Here is a 17,441-nt window from a genome sequence, read left to right on the forward strand (position 1 = left end):
GCCTCCGCCACTTCGGTCGCGGGCGTTGTTGCCGCAGCCCGCGCCGGAAAAATCGAGGCGGGGGCCACGGTGGTTTGTACGCTTACCGGACATGGTCTCAAGGATCCCGACACGGCCATTTCCCAGGGGGGCGAGGTGGTAACCGTCAATGCCACTCTGGATGCGGTACAGCGCGCCATTCTGGATCGCTGATGGCCGATGTCTGCCTCTGGCTGTCGGGTTTGCACGGCATGCCGGAGGAGGACCTGGGCGCAGTCTTGCCGCGTTATTGGGGGCGTGGGCAGCGCGAACAATTACAGGCTGAATCTTCTCTGGAAGTGGCCGGTCATTTGCTGGGATTTGCTGGCGCACTCCCGGCGGCGGCGCTTCTGGCAGAAGCAGAAGGGATAAATACCGCCGGACATTGGGTCATTGCTCTGGAGCCGGTAGCTTTTCGCGGTCAGGCGGGGCGGGCGGTATTGCAGCCGTTGCCGGGTCTGGAAGACACTGCTGCGGCGGTGTTGTTTGACGCTGCCGTCGAATTTTTGGCAGAAACACCCTGGATTTTACAGCGTGGAGCGCGGCGCTGGTATGTGCTGAGCAGCACAACGCCCGACCTGCACTGTCCTGATCCGGAACAGGTGTGGGGCCGTGAGCCCCTGGCTTTGCAAGTCACCGGGACGGATGCCCGGAGCTGGAATGCTTTTCTCAATGAATTGCAGATGTTTCTTGCGGCCCATCCTGTCAATCAGGATGTCCATGCAGTGGGAATGGAATCCTGGTGCTTGTTCTGGGCCTGGGGAGAGGGCTGCTTGCCGGAACAGCGTCCGCTAACCAAGTGGCAAAACCTGGTAGCGGAGGCCGATTATCTGCAGGCCGCTGCTGTCTGGCTTGGATTACCGCTTGCTTATCCCAAAGCACTGCAAGCAGCCGATAAACTTCCTGATAACCTGCTCTGGGTCTGGTCCGGGGCCTGGTTGTATCCCGATGCAGCAAAATCATTCGCAGCGCTGCATCCTGCTCTGCAAAACCTCTGGCGCCGGGGTGGAACTCTGCAATGTTTGACCGGCGTGCTCGCCAATGGTGGGGTGGAGCGACTGACCATGCGCAGTGCTGACCGCTGGCGCTTCTGGCGCAGGCCAACCCGACCGGGTCATGCGCTTCCGGGGATTTGGTAAATGGTTGCGAAAATATACGGGGTGGCCTTGGTTAAAGGAGCGCGATAAGTTGCACGAGGTCAACCAGAACAAGGGTAGCGCGTGATGCCAGAACCCATACGAATCATCGACAGGCCATTGTCGTCAGATGTTTTTAGTGCGGCCGCTGCTGCTGGTTATACGCCTCTGCAGTCGCGCATCATCGCGGGTCGACTGGGTGATGAGGATGCGGGAAGGGTGGGATTGCTTGTTCGCCCGCCGCTGAGTGCGCTTGATCCACCAGACCGTTTACCTGACATCAACGTCGCCGCTGAGGCTGTTGCACGCGCTGTAAAAAATGGTAACCCGCTGATTCTTTTGTCTGACTTCGACTGTGACGGAGCGTCGGGACATGCGGTGCTGAAGTTTGCGTTGCGTGACTACTTCGGTGTGCCTGAATACCAGATTCACAGCTACATTGGCCATCGACTGCGGGAAGGGTATGGCGTTTCGGAAAGCGTCACCCAGCGGATTCTGGACTCGGCACCTCGTCCCGCACTCGTCATTACTGCGGACCAGGGCAGTTCGGACCATGACCGTATCGAGAAACTCCGCGATCATGGTTTAACGACCATAGTGACGGACCACCATGGGGTTCCAGAGCAAGGCCCGCCGCACGCCGCCATCGCCTGTGTCAATCCCGTCCGCTCAGATTCAACCTTCGCCGACCCCTACATCGCGGGCGTACATGTGGCCTGGCTACTCTGCTGCGCTGTACGGCAAAAGCTCATCGACTGGGGGCACCTTCCGGCCAATGCGCCACGTCTGGGTGGTCTCCTCGACCTGATTGCGCTGGGGACCATGGCGGATTGTGTGGATCTGGCCCGCTCGGCGAATAATCGTGCAGTGCTGATGCGCGGCCTCGCATTGATGAATGCGCCGGAGGCACGACCTGTGTGGCGTGCCTTGTACACGGTCTCTCGTTGCACCGGTCCGATTACAGCGGCGACATTGAGTTTTACTTTCGGGCCGATCATCAATGCCCGGGGCAGGCTGGATTGCGCACTGGGGGCCGTCGACTTGTTGATGTGCGACGACGAGGCGGAAGCCATACGCCTGGCGCATGTTTTGGTGGAGCACAATAGCGAGCGCAAGCGGGTCCAATCCCGGATGCTGCGCCGCATCCTGCCATTGGCGGAACAGCAGGCGGTGGACGGGGATATGGCCATTACCGTATTCGATCCGGAAGGGCATCCGGGCGTACATGGGGTATGCGCTGCCCGCTTGGTGGAAGCCTATGGACGGCCTGCTGCCTATTTCTCGCCCAAGCAGGAGAGCGAGCATATCACCGCTTCGCTGCGCACCGTACCTGGATTTCATATACGCAACGCCCTTGCAGGGATTGCAGAATCCTATCCAGATGACTTCGTTGCCTGGGGCGGTCATGCAGGTGCTGGCGGAGTCACATTGAAACGTGAGGGGTTTGATCGTTTCGCGGCAGCCTTCAATGCAGCCGCAACCCGCGCCCTGGCAGCGTGGATCCCAGGCCCCCGGATACTGAGCGATGGGGTGCTCGAACAGTTCCCAAGTTTGGAGTTGCTCAAAGAACTCGATATGTTAGAGCCTTTCGGTCGGCAATGGGAGGCACCTGTCTTCTGTGCTGAAGGCCAGATCCTCAGTGTGCGTCCCGTCGGGGACGGCACCCACCTCAAATTGTTGGTGGGCATCGGGCCAAATCGATTCGATGCCATCTGGTTTGGAGCGGTCCGCGACGGAGTGTGTCCGGTGGAAACGGGGCAGCTTGTCCGAGTAACTTTCGAGCTGGATGCCAACACCTTCAGAGACGAGACGTCCTTGCAATTGCGTGTCCGCCATGCGGTGGTTATTGCAGGGAACCCGTTTCGGTCACCGCCAAGGCCAAAGCCAAGTTCATTCTCGCCACCGACGGGCTGACCCTGGAGGCCGAAGAACTGCTGAGTGGCGAAACCATCGCCTGCGCCTACCCGGACTTCCCCAATCACTTCGGCTTCTTACTGCCGCTGGCTGGCATCTCCACTATCAAGGAGATCAAGGACAACCCCATTGATGTGCGTGCCACCAGCAAACTGAACAAACTGTACGTCGAACTGCTGCGCGAAAGTCCGGGCTGGTCCAAGGATGAGCGCCGCCACGACATGAATCACTTCATGGCCAGGCTGGTGTTCTGTTTTTTTGCCGAAAAAACCGACATTTTCAATGACGATGGGCTTTTCACCCGCACGGTAGAACAAATGAGTGAGCGAGACGCTACCAACACCCACGAGGTGCTGGAAGCTATCTTCCGTGCCATGAACATTAAAATCGACGAGCGCATAAACGCCCAACCCCGCTTGCCGGTTTGGGTAAGTCAGTTTCCCTACGTGAATGGCGGCCTCTTTTCTGGTAGTACCGAGGTGCCTCACTTCACCCGCATGGCGCGCACTTACCTGCTGCATGCCGGTGGCCTGAACTGGAAAAAAATCAACCCCGACATCTTCGGCAGCATGATCCAGGCCGTGGCCGACGACGAAGAGCGCGGCGCGTTAGGCATGCACTACACCAGCGTGCCCAATATCCTCAAGATGCTGAATCCGCTGTTTCTGGATGACTTGCGCGCCCAGTTGACCGAAGCGGGCGATAACGAGCGCAAGCTGTTTAACACCCCTGAGCACAGCGGCACCGTCCATCCACCTGTTGTCCCGCTTGCGCAGTAGTACCGTCCTGTATGCAGAACCACCGGATGCGGCCCGGACCGCCAAGGGTCGGCCCCGCAAATATGGAGATCGTTGCGGTTCGGTGACCGAGCTGGCGACGTCTTTGCGGGGGCGGGCGCAACGGTACACGGTCCAGCTCTATGGCAAAGATGTCCGCAAACTCATCACAGACGAAGCCCTCTCCGACCATTTTCTGGGACTTTGGCCTCATCTCAGTCAACCCCCACATAAATCATTCATTCAGATGCTCATGCGTATGGTGGCGTAACATTCAGCAAACTGTATCTCATGAAAATCGGTGAAACTTCAGGTTAAAAGCCTCATTGAATCAATTTGTTGGTGGAGTAGTCACCCACACCCTTTCAGTGGACGTTATTACCCCACTCCACATTTGCCGCGCTTATGGGTAGCACTGCGCGTAAGGCGCGTTTGACCAGTTGGCCACTGGCATCGAGAACGCTGAGCTGATAAAAACCGGCCACCGCTGGTGTCCAGTCCACGCTGCGTAACGCCGGGTTGGATGTGAGTGGGCGGCCGTCCAGCAGAAAATGAAAGGGCCGATTTCCGCCGATGATGCGAATGCTGACCGGTTCGCCAACTGTCAGCTGGCTCCCCGGTGCGGGGGAGGCAATTTCCAAAAGCGTACCCATGGGCTGGCGTTGCAAGGTCAGGGAGCGGGTCGTCGGATGGATCTCAATCGGCTGCCCCGGCAGAATGCTGAAAACCTTGGCGAGGATGGGGATGGCGGCGAGCGCTGTGTCACCGGGTAGGGCGGCGCCATTGGGTTGGCCAATCCAGACTGCTGCGGCGTAGCGGTGATTATAGCCAATGGCCCAGTCGTCGCGATTTCCGGCGCTGGTGCCGGTTTTCCAGGCAATGCCATCAGGACCACCAAAAGGGAAGGGACGATTGAGAATGGCGGTGACATCTTCCGCTGCATAGGGAGATAACAGACGGCGTGCGCGACGATGTTGCCCAGCAATCAGGTGCAAGTGTTCGACGACACCCTTGTTAGCCAGTCCGGCATATAGTGCCAGCAAGCGGCGCATGGAAATACCGGCACCACCCAGGGCCAGGGGCAGAGCGGGATCCTCGCCATAAGGGAGCAGCAACGGCGTGCCGGCAGCCCGCAGATGCGCCGCAAAGCGCAGAGGGCCGTAGGCTTCGATAAGATCCACGGCTGGCACATTCAGGGAGCGTCGTAATGCGGTAGTTGCAGTGACGACCCCCATATAGCGGTCATTATAATCATTAGGTTCATAAGCGCCGAAATTGCTGGGAAAATCAGCTACATTGGTGCTTGGGCGGATGATTCCAGCTGCAAAGCCGAGGCCATATAAAAAAGGCTTGAGGGCGGAGCCCGGAGACCGAATAGCGCGGGTCATATCGACAAAACCATCGCGCTGGACATTACCCCAATCACCACTGTAAATCGCACGGATGCCTTTGGTTTTGAGACTGACAACCACAATAGCGATGCTCTCCGAGGGGGCCATCTGCTGCAGGGCTTGTTGGGCGATGTCGGCCACTGCGCGATCCATGGGTGCATCAATTGTGCTACGAGTCCCGCTGGATAGTGTCGAGGCAACCTGGGGAGAAAGCAGCGGCATGGGATAGAGACGTTGCGGCAGCGCCGTTGCCAGAGCGCGCTTCAGTGCTGCCCGGGAAATAATGCCCCGGCGTTGGGCTTCCCGCAGAATCTGATTGCGGGTGGCAAGAGCCGCTCGAGGGTGAGTCAATGGATTCAGTCGATTGGGATTGCGCACCATCATGACCAGAAAGGCGGCTTGTGCCGGACCCAAGGTGCGTGGAGACTGATTGAACCAGGCATGCGCAGCCGCCTCGATGCCCTGAATGTTGCCACCCTCAGGGGCCAGTGACAGCCACATGCCCAGCACCGCAGACTTGGAATAATGTTCATACAGAGAAATAGCCTGCAGGGCCTCCTCTATTTTGACGGGCAGGGTGCGCGGTGCCGGATGGAGCATGCGGGTGACCTGCATGGTGAGGGTGGAAGCGCCGGAAACTACGTGGCCCGCCATGATCATCTGTCCTGCCGCACGGATGATGGCGAAGGGGTCAACACCGGGGTCCCAGGCGAAATTCTGGTCTTCAATGGCGATCAGCATCTGAATCAGGACCGGACTGACCCGCTTTGCGGGCGTGGCAAAAGCCCATTGCTGTTGGTGATTGAGAAACATACTCAACACGTGGCCGTGACGATCGTAAATGATGCGCCCCTCTTGCTTCAGAGTCTGGGTACCGGGCGGCATAAACCAGGCTATGACAGCCACCAGAATGATGCTGAGCAGCAGCCAATGTCCGCAGCGACGCCACCAGGCATATCTGCTCCGAGGCCAGAGGCAGCGTCGGCCCCCGCGCAGAATGCTCGAAAATATTCTGTTCGTCTTGCGTCCACTCATGCGGTGTTCATGAGGCAGGCGGTGGGGTCACGCTGACCTTGCGCCCAGCGCTGCGGGCGAAGATGGAGGGGTGAAACATGTCGCTTAGCGTAACGCCGGGCAGAAGATAATGCCCCGGAGTGACGGCACGCAGCAAAATGGCTGTCTTGAAATCGGGTATCCCGTCGCCGTCGAAAGCCTGACTGTCTTCGGGTGCCATTTTGAAGGCGGCTTCGTAGCGGTCATCGGTGGCCGCAGTGGCTTCCGGAGTGCTGAGGTTTTTGAGCCAGGGCAGCCCGTGCACCTTGCCTGCTGAGAGGTCGCCTGCCAGTTCCCAGCCCGGTGGCAGACCCATGTTGAGCAGTGCACGATGGGGCAAATTATCGCTGATGCTCCCTTTCAGAACGGCGACGAAGACGGTGTTTTGCGGCAGTGAGTCGGGCTGCAGGGGCTTGCCCGAAAGTGAATAAAAAGCCCGGCTGACAGTCATTCCCTGGTCGGCGGCCGGAGGGGGGCTGCTGGTGATGCCTGTCGTGCTGAGGGCTACCGGCAGGGCTTTGTTGCCAAGATTACGGATGTGGATCGCCTGACTCAGAGGCAGAACAACGGGTCCAGTCTGCTGGATAGTTTGCTGACCCCATTGCACATGCACTGGTTGATTATTGCCGCCGAGTACGCCATCTGCGTACAGCGCCCAGGCGAGTTCCTGAGTCGTCAGACTATCGGGTTCTTGCCCCGCGCCGGGCAGATTCTGCCGTAATTTAGCCAGGTCATTGGTCATCAGTCCGGTCTGGGCAATGATGGTCGGTACTGCCCAGGCATCCCGTAAAGGTGAACCGAAGGCCGCATCCCAGTCGGAGCGCCCCCACCACCAGTCGCCGCCAATGGGTCCCTGATTGTTGATGGCTTTTTGCAAGGCCTGCTCAGCCAAATGGCGTTCGCCAATGGTGTTCAATGCCGAGCCAAGTTGTGCCAAGGCCAAGGGCATGGTGAGTTGATCCAGGTGTCTTGCCAGCATACGGATGGCTCCTGCTGGTGCTTTCCCGGCCAGGCTCAGATCGTAGACTGCATAAATGCGATCAAATACCGGGTGATTTTCCTCTTCCACCTCATTACCCAGCCAGTGCAGGGCCTGGTCGATGGTGGGTTGCGGTACCGTTGCCCCGGCTTTTTGGGCGCGCAGGAGAAATTCTGTGGCAAAAGCCGTGAGCCAGGGCTGTGCGTCACCATTATTGGACCAGAGCCCAAAAGCGCCATCATAACGCTGATTATTGAGGACCTGATTCACGTAATCCTGAAGCTTGGCGGCTTGTTCGGAGGTGATGAGCGGAGGCTTCAAAATGGTCAGCGGTAAACCTTGGCTGGCGGCATTGAGCAGTGAGTGACAATGCCAACCCTGATATAGCGCCTGCACGTAGGCTTTGGGGTTGAAGGGCAGGGTATTGCCCAATGTTACCGCAGTGGTGCTGGAGCCGGGAATAAAGCCCTGTAGATCCGGCTTGAGGAGATGCTGGCTTCCGGCCGCCAGGGTCAGCCTATGATTTTTGGAAACCGGGGGCTGGGTAGAATGCACAACCATATCCCAATGGCGGATGAGTTGGTATCCACCCGGTCCGGTAATACGTAAGGTCAGATGCGCGCTGCCTTCTCCTGTGCCGGTCAGGGTTACTGGCAAGAGATGCATGGCTTGCACTTTTAAAAAGGTTTTGTGCTGACCATTATTCCCGACCTGAATGGGTCCGGTAGCGGTGACGACACTTTGATAGTTGCCTGCGGGCAGCTTCAGGTTCTGGAGCATGAGCGTGGCCTCGGCGCTATCACCGGGGGACAAAAAGCGGGGCAGCAGCAAATTGGCAATGAGCCGGTTACGGACGATGATGTTGGCATCGCCGGCACCCACCGCATCTCCCTGCCAGGTCACAGCCATCAGGTGTAATGCTCCATTGAACTCCGGAACATCAATGGGGAGTTCTGCAACCCCGGCACTATTGGCCTGCACCGGACCGGCAAATAGTGCCACCACCTTCTGGGGAATGGGACGCACGGCCGGGCCGAAGTTGGCCCCGGCCCCGTTTTGCAGGAGTGCCTCATAGCCGGTAGGTCGCGCCAGTAGCGCACCGTAGTTGTCTGCTACGCTGATATCCAGCTGTCGCTTCCCGAAAAAATGATGCAGCGGATTCGGGTTGGGAAACTGGGTAAGGTTGAGAATACCCTGATCGACGGCCGCCAGCGTCACGTAGGCACCGGGTCGGGTTTTAACAGGAATCCGGATGATTTGATGGGGGCGATAAACAGCTTGCACATCAAAATGAACGGGGATAGCGCGCTCGCCAGGCTTGAGGCCCAGCCAGGTCAGGCCGATGGCGCGTTCTGGCGCCGCGCTGGCGCTGGCTGGCCGAAACACATCGACCAGCGCATAAGCACCTGCACCCCAGCTTTTTTCCACCGGGATATGCAGGGTGACGCCGCCTTTGGGTAAATTGAAATTTTTCAGGGACAGGATTTTATCGTTGGCGAGCACCAGCACGGCCGGGCCGCCAAAGGGGGCATCAATATGGATATCTGCCGTGCTGCCTGCTGCATATTCTGCCGTGTTACTGCGTACTGAAACCCGTTGGGGTACGCCCGGATTGGCGCTGGTCTGCCAGCCGGAGTAAAAAATTGCGGAACTGGCGGCCAGCCCACCGTGCGCCTCAATGACCCGTAATCGGTAACGACCATAATCCAGCACCGGCAATTGCAGGGTATAGGCATGACCGGCGGGTAAGCGGATATTTTCCTTTAGAACGGGATGGTCAACGTAGCTATATCCCCAGCTGGCTACGCCGTGTTGCATGGAAATGTTCCATTGCGAAGACTGTCGGACTACCTCGATTTGTACGGGCATGGCGCTGGCCTTGCCGTCAGGTGCCAATGCCACAATATGAAATTCCGGTATTTTCCCTGCGGCTACCGTGTCATTTTTAAAGGCATTTTCGAGGCCAATGAGGGGGTGGTCGGGGGTTACCGGCAAAACAATTTCGCTGCTCACCGGCCGGCCGGAAGGTTCGTTGATGGAAACCGCGACATGGGCTTCCAGAAAACGCGTACTATCAGGGAGTTGCTTTAAGTTGATGGGTACTTGTGTCTGGCCTTCAGCATCGGTGTCCGGCAGGGTTGGTTCCTGAACCGGGGCGGTAAATATTTCGCTATGTAGTCCGAACTGATAGTTCTGCCATTGCGGATAGGGCGTAGGACCACTGCTCAGACTGATCCGCGCCGTTCCCGACAAATGCGCACCCGGAGCGCCATAAAGATAGCGTGCCTCTATCGGCCACTGCAGGGCTTGTCCGGCAGGAATGGGCTTGGCTGTTCCCAGTTTGACAGCCAGAGTTGGCGGTACAAAGGCCGATACGGTAAAGCTTTCCTGCGCCAGTGCAGGCTCCTTGAGACCTGTCGCCAGACTCACGCTCCAGTTGCCATCCTGAGCGGCCAAGGGCAGCTTGACGGGTACGGCAATGGCATCGTCGTCAGACAATTTTGGAACCGTATCCAGAAATACCTGCCCGCCGGGCCGCCGCATAATGAGATGCAGAGGCAAATTCAGTGGTTGCCCTGCGGCGCTGCGATAAATGGCCGCCACATGGACCGTCTCGCCGGGGCGATAAATGCCCCGGTCCAGCCACAGGAATGGACTGACCGGTTTCAGTGCCGAGCGTCCGGAAATGCCGCGCCCGGACAAATTCAGCGACGAGTTTTCGAGATTGAACAAGGTAAATTCATTACCCGGTCCGTAAATGTGCAGGGCAGCCGGGCTTTGTCCACCACCACCCTGGAGAATGGGTTTGGGGAAAAAGGCAATGCCATCGGCGTTGGTCTGGACGGTCTGGAGGATATCATTGTCCTGGGCAATGAGTTTCACGCTGGCGCCACTCCAGGGGCTGGCATCCGTATAATGGCGGATCTGCACATATAATCCATTGCGGCCCTGCCAGACGGTAGGTGCCAGATTGGTGCGTAATACCAGTTGTACGCTGTTCAGTCCGCCGTTAGGGTTGGGCGTACCATCTCCCGGGCTGATTTCAATGGCGTAGAGCCCCGGTTTCTGCAGGATTTTAGGCAGTGGCAATATGCTGTGCATCAAGCGGTTGGCGTCAAAATGCGGAATATCCGCGCTGCCTTGCCAAATCGTCAGGCTGTTCTGGTTGTTCAGGGTGGATTCGCTCTCGTCCTGGTTCAGCAGGGGGTGGTTGGCCACAAAAGCCAGCAAGGCACGTTCTGGTACCCGATTGATTTTCAATTTAACTTTAGAAATATTGATACTGGAAAAGCCTACGGCGGGGGGTAGCGATGCTGGAATAATAAAACGCCCGGTATCGGTGATGATGCTGGGAGAACGGTTGGGCAGGGTCAAGGTGACGGTTTGCGCGCTGGTCAGAACAGCTCCGGCAATGGCGGGCAGACCCGCACGGATATGCATTTGGGTACTGCTGCCAGCGGGCAGGCCGCTGATGCAGATGCCGCCATTTTCGCGAACCACTGCGACATGCGCTTGGGCAGGCGAAAACGTTACCCAGTTGCTGGCATGAAAATCCGGAGCCTCGGACAGTGGTGCTGTAAACTGGACGCAGGTACGGGTGGGGAACTGGTTGGTATCAGGCGTGATTTTCTGAATCTTGAAACCATAGTGCATTACGGTTTTTTTCAGGTCGGCAGCCACTTGAGCGTTGCCGGGATAAGCACGATACATGGCCTCAAGCAGATGAATTTCACCGAGATGATCGTTCTCTGCAGCCAGTGCTTTCTGCAGAAGCTGCAATGTCGGAAGCAGGCGGGTGATATCTGGTTTCTGGCTGTAGATATTACGATTATAAGCCAGATAAGCAGCATATTTAGTCTCTTTTGCAGAAGTCTTATCCCGCTTTTGCAAGGCAGCGGCCAGATGCCACCAGATTTGTGGGTCGGTATTGTCTCCGAGGGCAATGCGTTGTTGATAGTCTTTGGCGGCTGAAGACCAGTCTCCTGCCGAGTAGGCCTGATTGGCCTTGCTGAGCGCGTCGCTGCGCTGTTGTTGTTTCCAGCTTTCATATTGGTTCTGCAGGGCTGCAGCCTGAGCCGTATTTCCGGATTGCAGGGCATTATGAATGGCTTTTTCCTTGTCCTGACAATTGTTGCGAAAACTCTGGTCCAGCGGCGAATACTCCAGCGTGCTGGCATAGTTTTCTGCGTCATTTCCCAGGCCGGGCAGAACATGGGATAAATGGATGACCGGGACGGTAGTAGTGCTTGGCGCGGAGCTGGTCGATGCAGCAGGAAGGGTGGTGGTCACAGCCCCGGAGTGATTTGGGACGGCGGATGGGGATGGTTTATCGGTATGATTTGTGGATTTGGATAAGTGGCTGTTATTGGCCTTGATCGAATGGGCTGTTGTACTTTGTCTGGTGCTGAAAGCCCAGGCCGCAAAAGCGATGAGTATCAGCAGTAATGTGATGACTATCCATAGGGTCCGGGAACTGATTTTATGTTGAGTCATATATTTTCTCTGTATAATCGGCTGGATAGATCGTCAGTGTGTGTAAATGCCTACCAGAAAAAGATAAAATCAGCGGTTATTGATCATTTTGAATAATAGTTTAAACGTGTTCGGAGAACAATGTGGAAATGATCGATAAGTTCAGAAGAAGAAATGCGTGATACACTGTTTGCAGTAGATTTTAGTTTCGGCCTGTTTAATTGTTGTGACATCGTTGTTTTGTTTATTACTGTTCCCGTTAAATAATAGGAGTGTTCATGTTTGCCCTTAAAGTTTTATTCGCCGATGAAAATGCCGCCAAGGAAGCCATTTCCAGTATCCGCGAGGCCGGGATGGAAAAGCATGCGGATCATCCTGACTACTATGCAGCGCTGCAAAAACTGTTGCAGCAGCCGTTACAGTACAGCCCCGCTATTTTTGCCGAGAAGGATGTCATCTCCTGTGAGTTTTATGGTTTTGACGAGAAGGAATCAGCGATGGTGGAAGCAGCTTTTCTGGATGTCGGGGCGCTGGAAGTGGTTGTCGAATAGTCGGGTATCAGCTGGCGGGTTCCCGATTCATTGGGCAATCAACCTGCCCCTACAACAGGAATGTCTGACCACGCGTTCAGATAATAGGGGGAGCGGTTACCGGCACGCATGGACCAAGCCCTTTCGGTCCGCAGCCCGGCCACCCCGAATCCTGGAGCCGCTTTACCGTAACGTTTTTTTAGCAGTGTCAGCACATCCGCCAAGGCCTTTTTCTGTGCATCGCCGGGTGTAGCCGCATCGTCTTCCGCGATAAACAGGCTCCGGGTTTCCGGCATGTTCACGTCTTGCAAAGCACTCAGCAAAATGCCGGATTTGGCATAGCGTACGCCTGGTCGATAGGCTTCTGCCAGCGCGGCTTTGACTGCCTGCCAAAGGTCCTGGTAGTGGTTACTCGGATTCGCCAGAGGGCGAAAGGCCACTCCCGAATAATAACGTCCGCGATGGGGCGAGCTGCGAATTTGTATCTGGACGCCTTGGGCTTTTTGGCCGTCCTGACGCAACTTGGCTGCGCAACGCTGGGTATGTACGGACAAGCTTTCTTCCAGATCAGTGAGGCTTTCTACGGCTTGGCCAAAAGAACGACTGCATTGGATGTGTTGTTTTTTCTGGGGTATCTGCTCCAACTGCAGACAGGAAATACCCTGCAATTCCTGTTGGGTACGGGCTAACACGATGCCATAACGTTGGCGGATAGCGACGGGATCCGCCCGTAAAAAATCCGCTATCTGTTGAATGTTCTGGCGGCGCAGAGACTCGCCGAGTTTTCTGCCGACCCCCCAGACAGCATCCATAGGGGTATCCTGAAGCCACTGAACCTTCTGGTCGTCGGGAATGCTGTCCCAGTCACAAACGCCTTCTGCCACGCGCCCTTTTTTAGCCCAGTGATTACAGAGTTTGGCCAGGGTCTTGGAAGGACCGATGCCGACACAAACGGGCAGGCCCAATTCCTTGCGAACGCGGTGCCGGACTGTACTGCCCCAGCGCAGCGCGTCCTTTCCGCTGACCGGAATATGCAGAAATGACTCATCAATGCTGTAGATTTCCTGCGCAGCGCTGAAGGTGCCCAGTAAGCGCATCATTCGCGCCGATAATTCTCCATAAAGGGCATAGTTGGAAGACAGCACGACTACACCCTGCTGTTTGGCCAGCTTCTGCCACTGAAAATAGGGGGTGCCCATGCCGATTTTCAGAGCCTTGGCTTCGGCAGATCGGGATACGGCACAACCGTCATTATTGCTGAGGATAACCACGGGGCGGCCCTCCAGTTGTGGCGCAAACAGGCGTTCGCAGGACACGTAGAAATTGTTGGCATCAACCAGTGCAAAGCGCATGTTTACTGTCCCAGACTATGAATCACGTGCCGCACCACACCCCAGATAACCAGTTCTTGTTCGGGGTCCAGCAAAATGGGTGAGTACGCACTATTGCCGGGCAGTAAAGCGGGTTGCCCGGCGTGTTTTCCCAGCTTCTTGACGGTTAATTCTCCATCTATGGCGGCAATGACAATATGCCCTTCCCGGGCATCAATGGCCCGATCCACAATCAGCAGGTCACCATCGTGGATGCCGTAATCCAGCATGGAATCTCCGGAAACCTTTAGAAAAAAACTGGCATCGGGGTGCGGCAGTAAGTGTTCGTGCAAGTCCAGCGATCGCTCGACATGATCATCGGCAGGAGAAGGAAATCCGGCTGGAATACGTGATGCGTATAGCGGTCTTTTGAGCGGCGCGAGTTGCTTGGCCAGGCGAAAAATGATTGGTTCCGCCTCCGTGTTGTTGGCCCGGCTGGATTTTGAATGCCCCATGATTTTCACTCCGCTATAGGAACGCTGGATATGATAACAAAAAGCCCCCTGAAAAGGGGGCTGACAAGCAATAAAATAACAAAGATTGCTTACAGGTCTATGCCTTCATGATCCATGGCCGCAAAATAATCGGTAACGCGACCATCCGGAACGGTGACTTTCAGCGCCCAGATCATGCAGATAATGGCCAGAATGGCGACTAACAACATGGACAGGTAGAAAGGAATGTCCCCTGTTCCCCCCAACACCTTGGGTCCAAACCAGGAAAGTACCCAGAGCCCGATAAAATAGGGAAATATCCAGGTAATATGTTTGAAACCGAGAGGCTTGTCACCGGACTTACCCCGAATCAGGTGCACCATCCAGTAAATGAAGAGAATGGCAAACAGTACGCCAAAAATATAGGAAAGCGCCTGCAAACCACCCCAATACGCCACCAGTGAGGAGAGAATAAAGGCAATAGGGGCGATAATGTGCGCTCCCCAAAGGCGGAAGGGTCGCTTCAGGTCCGGTACAGAACGGCGCAACTGCAACAAGACGATGGGACCAATGCCGTAGGTGATGACTGAAATGGTGGTAATGAAGCCCACCAGCTTTTGCCAGGAAGGAAAAGGCAGAAAATACAGACAGCCAATGACATAAGCGACAATCACACCCACCCAGGGCACACCGCCTTCACTGATTTTGGTAAAGAAGCTCGGACCTGCCTTGACTTCACCATTGGCGACCACGGCGCGCGCTGCTGAAGTCGCATATACAAGCGCAGTGCCACCGGGGGAAATGAGCGCATCGGCATAAATCAGCACCGCCAGCCAGGTAATCCCGAGCATGCCGGCAACTGCCGCAAAAGGACCAAATACTCCAGTGAAGCTGAGCTTGGTCCAGCCATGGGTGAGTTGATCAGGTGGCATGCTGACCAGAAAAGCCCATTGCAGGGCTACATAAAGACAGCCACCAATAACGATGGAGCCTATTACCGCCAAGGGAATGTGTTTGCCTGGATTTTTACTTTCTCCCCCTAATTCAATGGCCTGTCTGAAGCCTAAATAACTGAAGACAATGCCGGAAGAAGCTACAGCCACAAACATGCCATGCACATTTTCCTTCATATGCATGATATGAAGATTTTCCGGATGGTAAGAAAATGCTACCAGCATGATGATGGTCAGGACAGGAACCGCCAGCTTCCACCACCCCAGGCTGGTGAAAATCTGGGTGACCCGTTTGATACCCAGGAAGTTCAGCAAGAACATCAGTCCCAGTAAAACGACGGCGGCAATCAGACCAAATCCGCTGAGTAGACCCGTGTTACCCTGTAAAAGGCCAGGAATATAGTTGTCGGCATAGGTGAGTACCGCAATGACTTCCACAGGAGCAATGGCAATATAAAACATGAACAGCAGCCAGGCCCAGATTTTACCAAGCAAGTTGCCATGAACCACATTAGCGATATGCGCAGCAGCACCCGCACGCGGAAATAACGGACCGACTTCGGCGTAGGTGAGTCCCAGAAACAGGATGGTCACCGCACCAATCAACCATGAAAAAATGCTGAGGGGACCCGCGATATGGGCCGCATTCAGTGGGCCGAACAACCAGCCGGATCCGATAATGCCTCCCAGGCTGGCAAAAATAAGGCCTGAGAATCCTACTTCTCTTTTTAGTTTTTTGACCACGTTGGAAGGGTCCTCCCTGACTAATGAATTCACGCTGCTTGGACTTGAGTAGTCTGTGTTGACTTTTTGGTCATGAATACACTCCAAAAAAGAACTTTATGGAACCTGTCAATCCGCGCATCATTTAATCGTTAGAAAAATTGAATGACCGTAACGCACCAATGTGGTGCATTGTTGGCTTGTTTGCACTGAAACTGCCCGAACAGGATGGCATATCTCCACCAAATAGAGAATAAATCATCCAATCGGGTGCAGAATCAGTAGGTGGCACGCTTTCTGCAATATCTATGCTTGGTAGTTTTATTCATCACCTAACATGGGGTTCTATTTATGTCATTTGCTTACATCGTACATCTTGCAAATTACTCTGATGGCGTTTTATACGTTTTGATGTTCTTGTTTGTCATCGAGTTGGCGGTAATTTTTGATCGTGGTTGGTATCTCCGTAATGCCATCAGCAAGGGAAAAAAAATACTGTGGGGAATTTCTAATCAGGGCAAGTTGCGGCGCCCTGACCTGGAAGAACTATACGGCATGGCCAAGGGTTTGCCAGAAGAAGCATTACTGGGTGTCGCCCTGCGTCACTTTAATCTGATCCACCACTATGGCAGTGCCAGGGGGGAAGCTTTTGCGAACCGCTTGGACGAAGCCATTTTCCTGACCACTCCCAGTCTGGATAAACGCTTGTGGATTCTGGATACAATTGTCACCTTGGCCCCACTTTTGGGCTTGTTTGGAACGATTTTGGGTATGTTCCATGCCTTTTCGATACTGGCGGCACCTGGACATGACGCCACTTCGGTAACGGGTGGTGTGGCGGATGCACTCATTGCAACGGCTTCCGGTCTGTTTATCGCAATGCTTGGTTTGCTGAGCTTCAATGCGTTCAATAATTCTATTGAGAAAACGATTTTTCAACTGGAATCACTCAAGTTGGTATTGATGAATCGGTTGGATGGGGCTCCCGTTGTTCTGGAAGAAGGCTTCTCAGTCCAACAGACCAACACAGTCAGCAAAGTGCCTGCTTAATAAATTGAAAACTTATAAATTATTCGTTTGTTAGGATAAGGAGTTTCCTATGCTACCCCAGCGCCGTCCCCGTAAAAAAGGGCGTGTTGAAATCATCCCGATGATTGATGTCATGCTCTTTCTCTTGGTTTTTTTCATCATGATCACTTTGCAGATGATTACCGATAAAGGACTCAAGCTGCATTTACCCACATCCAGCGAAACGAAAGTATTACCGCATCCACATTTCGTCTTGAACATTGTTCAGGATGGTAGCGTGGTTGTGAAAGGCAAAAAAATGAGCCTGGACGAGCTGCAAAGTTTTCTGGGGGCTGATGGTGACACGAAGCATACTCAGGTCACGATTGCAGCGGACAAAATGGTGCCCTTTAAAGACTTTGTACATGTCATGGATGCGTGTCAGAAAGCTGGGGTGACAGGAATAGGAATTGCAGCGAAAGCAACCTGAGCAGTGCAAGTTTTCCGAAGAACATTTCATCGTTGCATAGATCAAAAAACAGGATGACAGCAGATGGCGAGCATGATCACTGAAAATGGTACTTTTACATTGATGCCCCAACCCAAGGACTACCAGTTCAAATATGCGCTGAGTGCTGCGGTTGCCGTTGAAATTATGCTGGTACTGGGTCTGGTATGGTATG

Annotated in this window: 11 protein-coding genes and 2 pseudogenes; 8 read left to right on the top strand and 5 right to left on the bottom strand. The window is 55.0% G+C overall.

The window, feature by feature from the left end; genetic code table 11:
- From HJG40_RS11945 to HJG40_RS11965, 5 genes and pseudogenes are all read left to right on the top strand, one after another.
- A pseudogene (locus tag HJG40_RS11945) lies at window positions 1-192 on the top strand (threonine synthase); the annotation flags it as partial.
- On the top strand, window positions 192-1,157 hold the full coding sequence (locus tag HJG40_RS11950; RefSeq protein WP_215864403.1) for a hypothetical protein: 966 nt from the start codon (window positions 192-194) through the stop codon (window positions 1,155-1,157). The pseudogene HJG40_RS11945 and the gene HJG40_RS11950, both read left to right, overlap by 1 nt.
- Before the next feature lie 84 nt (window positions 1,158-1,241).
- Entirely contained in the window at window positions 1,242-3,068 is a 1,827-nt protein-coding gene (locus HJG40_RS11955) for a single-stranded-DNA-specific exonuclease RecJ (protein WP_215864404.1), read from the top strand.
- A pseudogene (locus tag HJG40_RS11960) lies at window positions 3,023-3,793 on the top strand (type IIL restriction-modification enzyme MmeI); the annotation flags it as partial. The gene HJG40_RS11955 and the pseudogene HJG40_RS11960, both read left to right, overlap by 46 nt.
- Before the next feature lie 43 nt (window positions 3,794-3,836).
- Window positions 3,837-4,115 (top strand): hypothetical protein, encoded by a 279-nt coding sequence (locus HJG40_RS11965; RefSeq protein WP_215864405.1) that lies wholly within the window; start codon window positions 3,837-3,839, stop codon window positions 4,113-4,115.
- 94 nt (window positions 4,116-4,209) lie between these two features.
- Here the strand turns inward: HJG40_RS11965 and HJG40_RS11970 are convergent, their stop codons facing one another.
- Together HJG40_RS11970 and HJG40_RS11975 are read right to left on the bottom strand one after the other, a co-directional pair.
- Complete coding sequence (locus HJG40_RS11970) at window positions 4,210-6,270, bottom strand: transglycosylase domain-containing protein (protein ID WP_215864406.1); 2,061 nt, start codon at window positions 6,268-6,270, stop codon at window positions 4,210-4,212.
- A gap of 7 nt (window positions 6,271-6,277) precedes the next feature.
- A complete protein-coding gene (locus HJG40_RS11975; protein ID WP_215864407.1) occupies window positions 6,278-11,761 on the bottom strand; it encodes an MG2 domain-containing protein in 5,484 nt (1,827 codons plus the stop codon).
- A gap of 257 nt (window positions 11,762-12,018) precedes the next feature.
- Between HJG40_RS11975 and HJG40_RS11980 the strand changes: the two genes are divergently transcribed.
- Window positions 12,019-12,291: a hypothetical protein gene (locus HJG40_RS11980; RefSeq protein ID WP_215864408.1), complete on the top strand. Its 273-nt coding sequence runs from the start codon at window positions 12,019-12,021 to the stop codon at window positions 12,289-12,291.
- 38 nt (window positions 12,292-12,329) lie between these two features.
- On the opposite strand, the gene HJG40_RS11985 is transcribed toward HJG40_RS11980, so the two are convergent.
- The 3 genes from HJG40_RS11985 to HJG40_RS11995 form a co-directional block, all read right to left on the bottom strand.
- Complete coding sequence (locus tag HJG40_RS11985; RefSeq protein ID WP_215864409.1) at window positions 12,330-13,622, bottom strand: Y-family DNA polymerase; 1,293 nt, start codon at window positions 13,620-13,622, stop codon at window positions 12,330-12,332.
- 2 nt (window positions 13,623-13,624) lie between these two features.
- Entirely contained in the window at window positions 13,625-14,095 is a 471-nt protein-coding gene (locus HJG40_RS11990) for a LexA family protein (RefSeq protein WP_215864410.1), read from the bottom strand.
- A gap of 89 nt (window positions 14,096-14,184) precedes the next feature.
- Window positions 14,185-15,771 carry an APC family permease gene (locus HJG40_RS11995; RefSeq protein ID WP_215864411.1) on the bottom strand — a complete coding sequence of 529 codons (1,587 nt, stop codon included), beginning with the start codon at window positions 15,769-15,771 and terminating at the stop codon, window positions 14,185-14,187.
- Between the two features lie 330 nt (window positions 15,772-16,101).
- Between HJG40_RS11995 and HJG40_RS12000 the strand changes: the two genes are divergently transcribed.
- Both HJG40_RS12000 and HJG40_RS12005 read left to right on the top strand, forming a co-directional pair.
- The gene (locus HJG40_RS12000; RefSeq protein ID WP_215864412.1) at window positions 16,102-16,800 is read left to right on the top strand and encodes a MotA/TolQ/ExbB proton channel family protein; all 699 of its coding nucleotides are present in this window, start codon (window positions 16,102-16,104) and stop codon (window positions 16,798-16,800) included.
- A gap of 49 nt (window positions 16,801-16,849) precedes the next feature.
- The gene (locus HJG40_RS12005) at window positions 16,850-17,248 is read left to right on the top strand and encodes an ExbD/TolR family protein (protein ID WP_010641859.1); all 399 of its coding nucleotides are present in this window, start codon (window positions 16,850-16,852) and stop codon (window positions 17,246-17,248) included.
- Window positions 17,249-17,441: the final 193 nt, after the last annotated feature.

This window comes from Acidithiobacillus concretivorus, from assembly GCF_018853445.1.
GTDB lineage: Bacteria > Pseudomonadota > Gammaproteobacteria > Acidithiobacillales > Acidithiobacillaceae > Acidithiobacillus > Acidithiobacillus concretivorus.

What these genes read in the sequence shown, in the direction of transcription:
- HJG40_RS12005 (WP_010641859.1), top strand. Translation starts at nt 16,850, where the DNA reads ATGCTACCCCAGCGCCGTCCCCGTAAAAAAGGGCGTGTTGAAATCATC.
- HJG40_RS11975 (WP_215864407.1), bottom strand. Translation starts at nt 11,761, where the DNA reads ATGACTCAACATAAAATCAGTTCCCGGACCCTATGGATAGTCATCACA.
- HJG40_RS11955 (WP_215864404.1), top strand. Translation starts at nt 1,242, where the DNA reads ATGCCAGAACCCATACGAATCATCGACAGGCCATTGTCGTCAGATGTT.
- HJG40_RS11970 (WP_215864406.1), bottom strand. Translation starts at nt 6,270, where the DNA reads ATGAGTGGACGCAAGACGAACAGAATATTTTCGAGCATTCTGCGCGGG.
- HJG40_RS12000 (WP_215864412.1), top strand. Translation starts at nt 16,102, where the DNA reads ATGTCATTTGCTTACATCGTACATCTTGCAAATTACTCTGATGGCGTT.
- HJG40_RS11980 (WP_215864408.1), top strand. Translation starts at nt 12,019, where the DNA reads ATGTTTGCCCTTAAAGTTTTATTCGCCGATGAAAATGCCGCCAAGGAA.
- HJG40_RS11985 (WP_215864409.1), bottom strand. Translation starts at nt 13,622, where the DNA reads ATGCGCTTTGCACTGGTTGATGCCAACAATTTCTACGTGTCCTGCGAA.
- HJG40_RS11950 (WP_215864403.1), top strand. Translation starts at nt 192, where the DNA reads ATGGCCGATGTCTGCCTCTGGCTGTCGGGTTTGCACGGCATGCCGGAG.
- HJG40_RS11990 (WP_215864410.1), bottom strand. Translation starts at nt 14,095, where the DNA reads ATGGGGCATTCAAAATCCAGCCGGGCCAACAACACGGAGGCGGAACCA.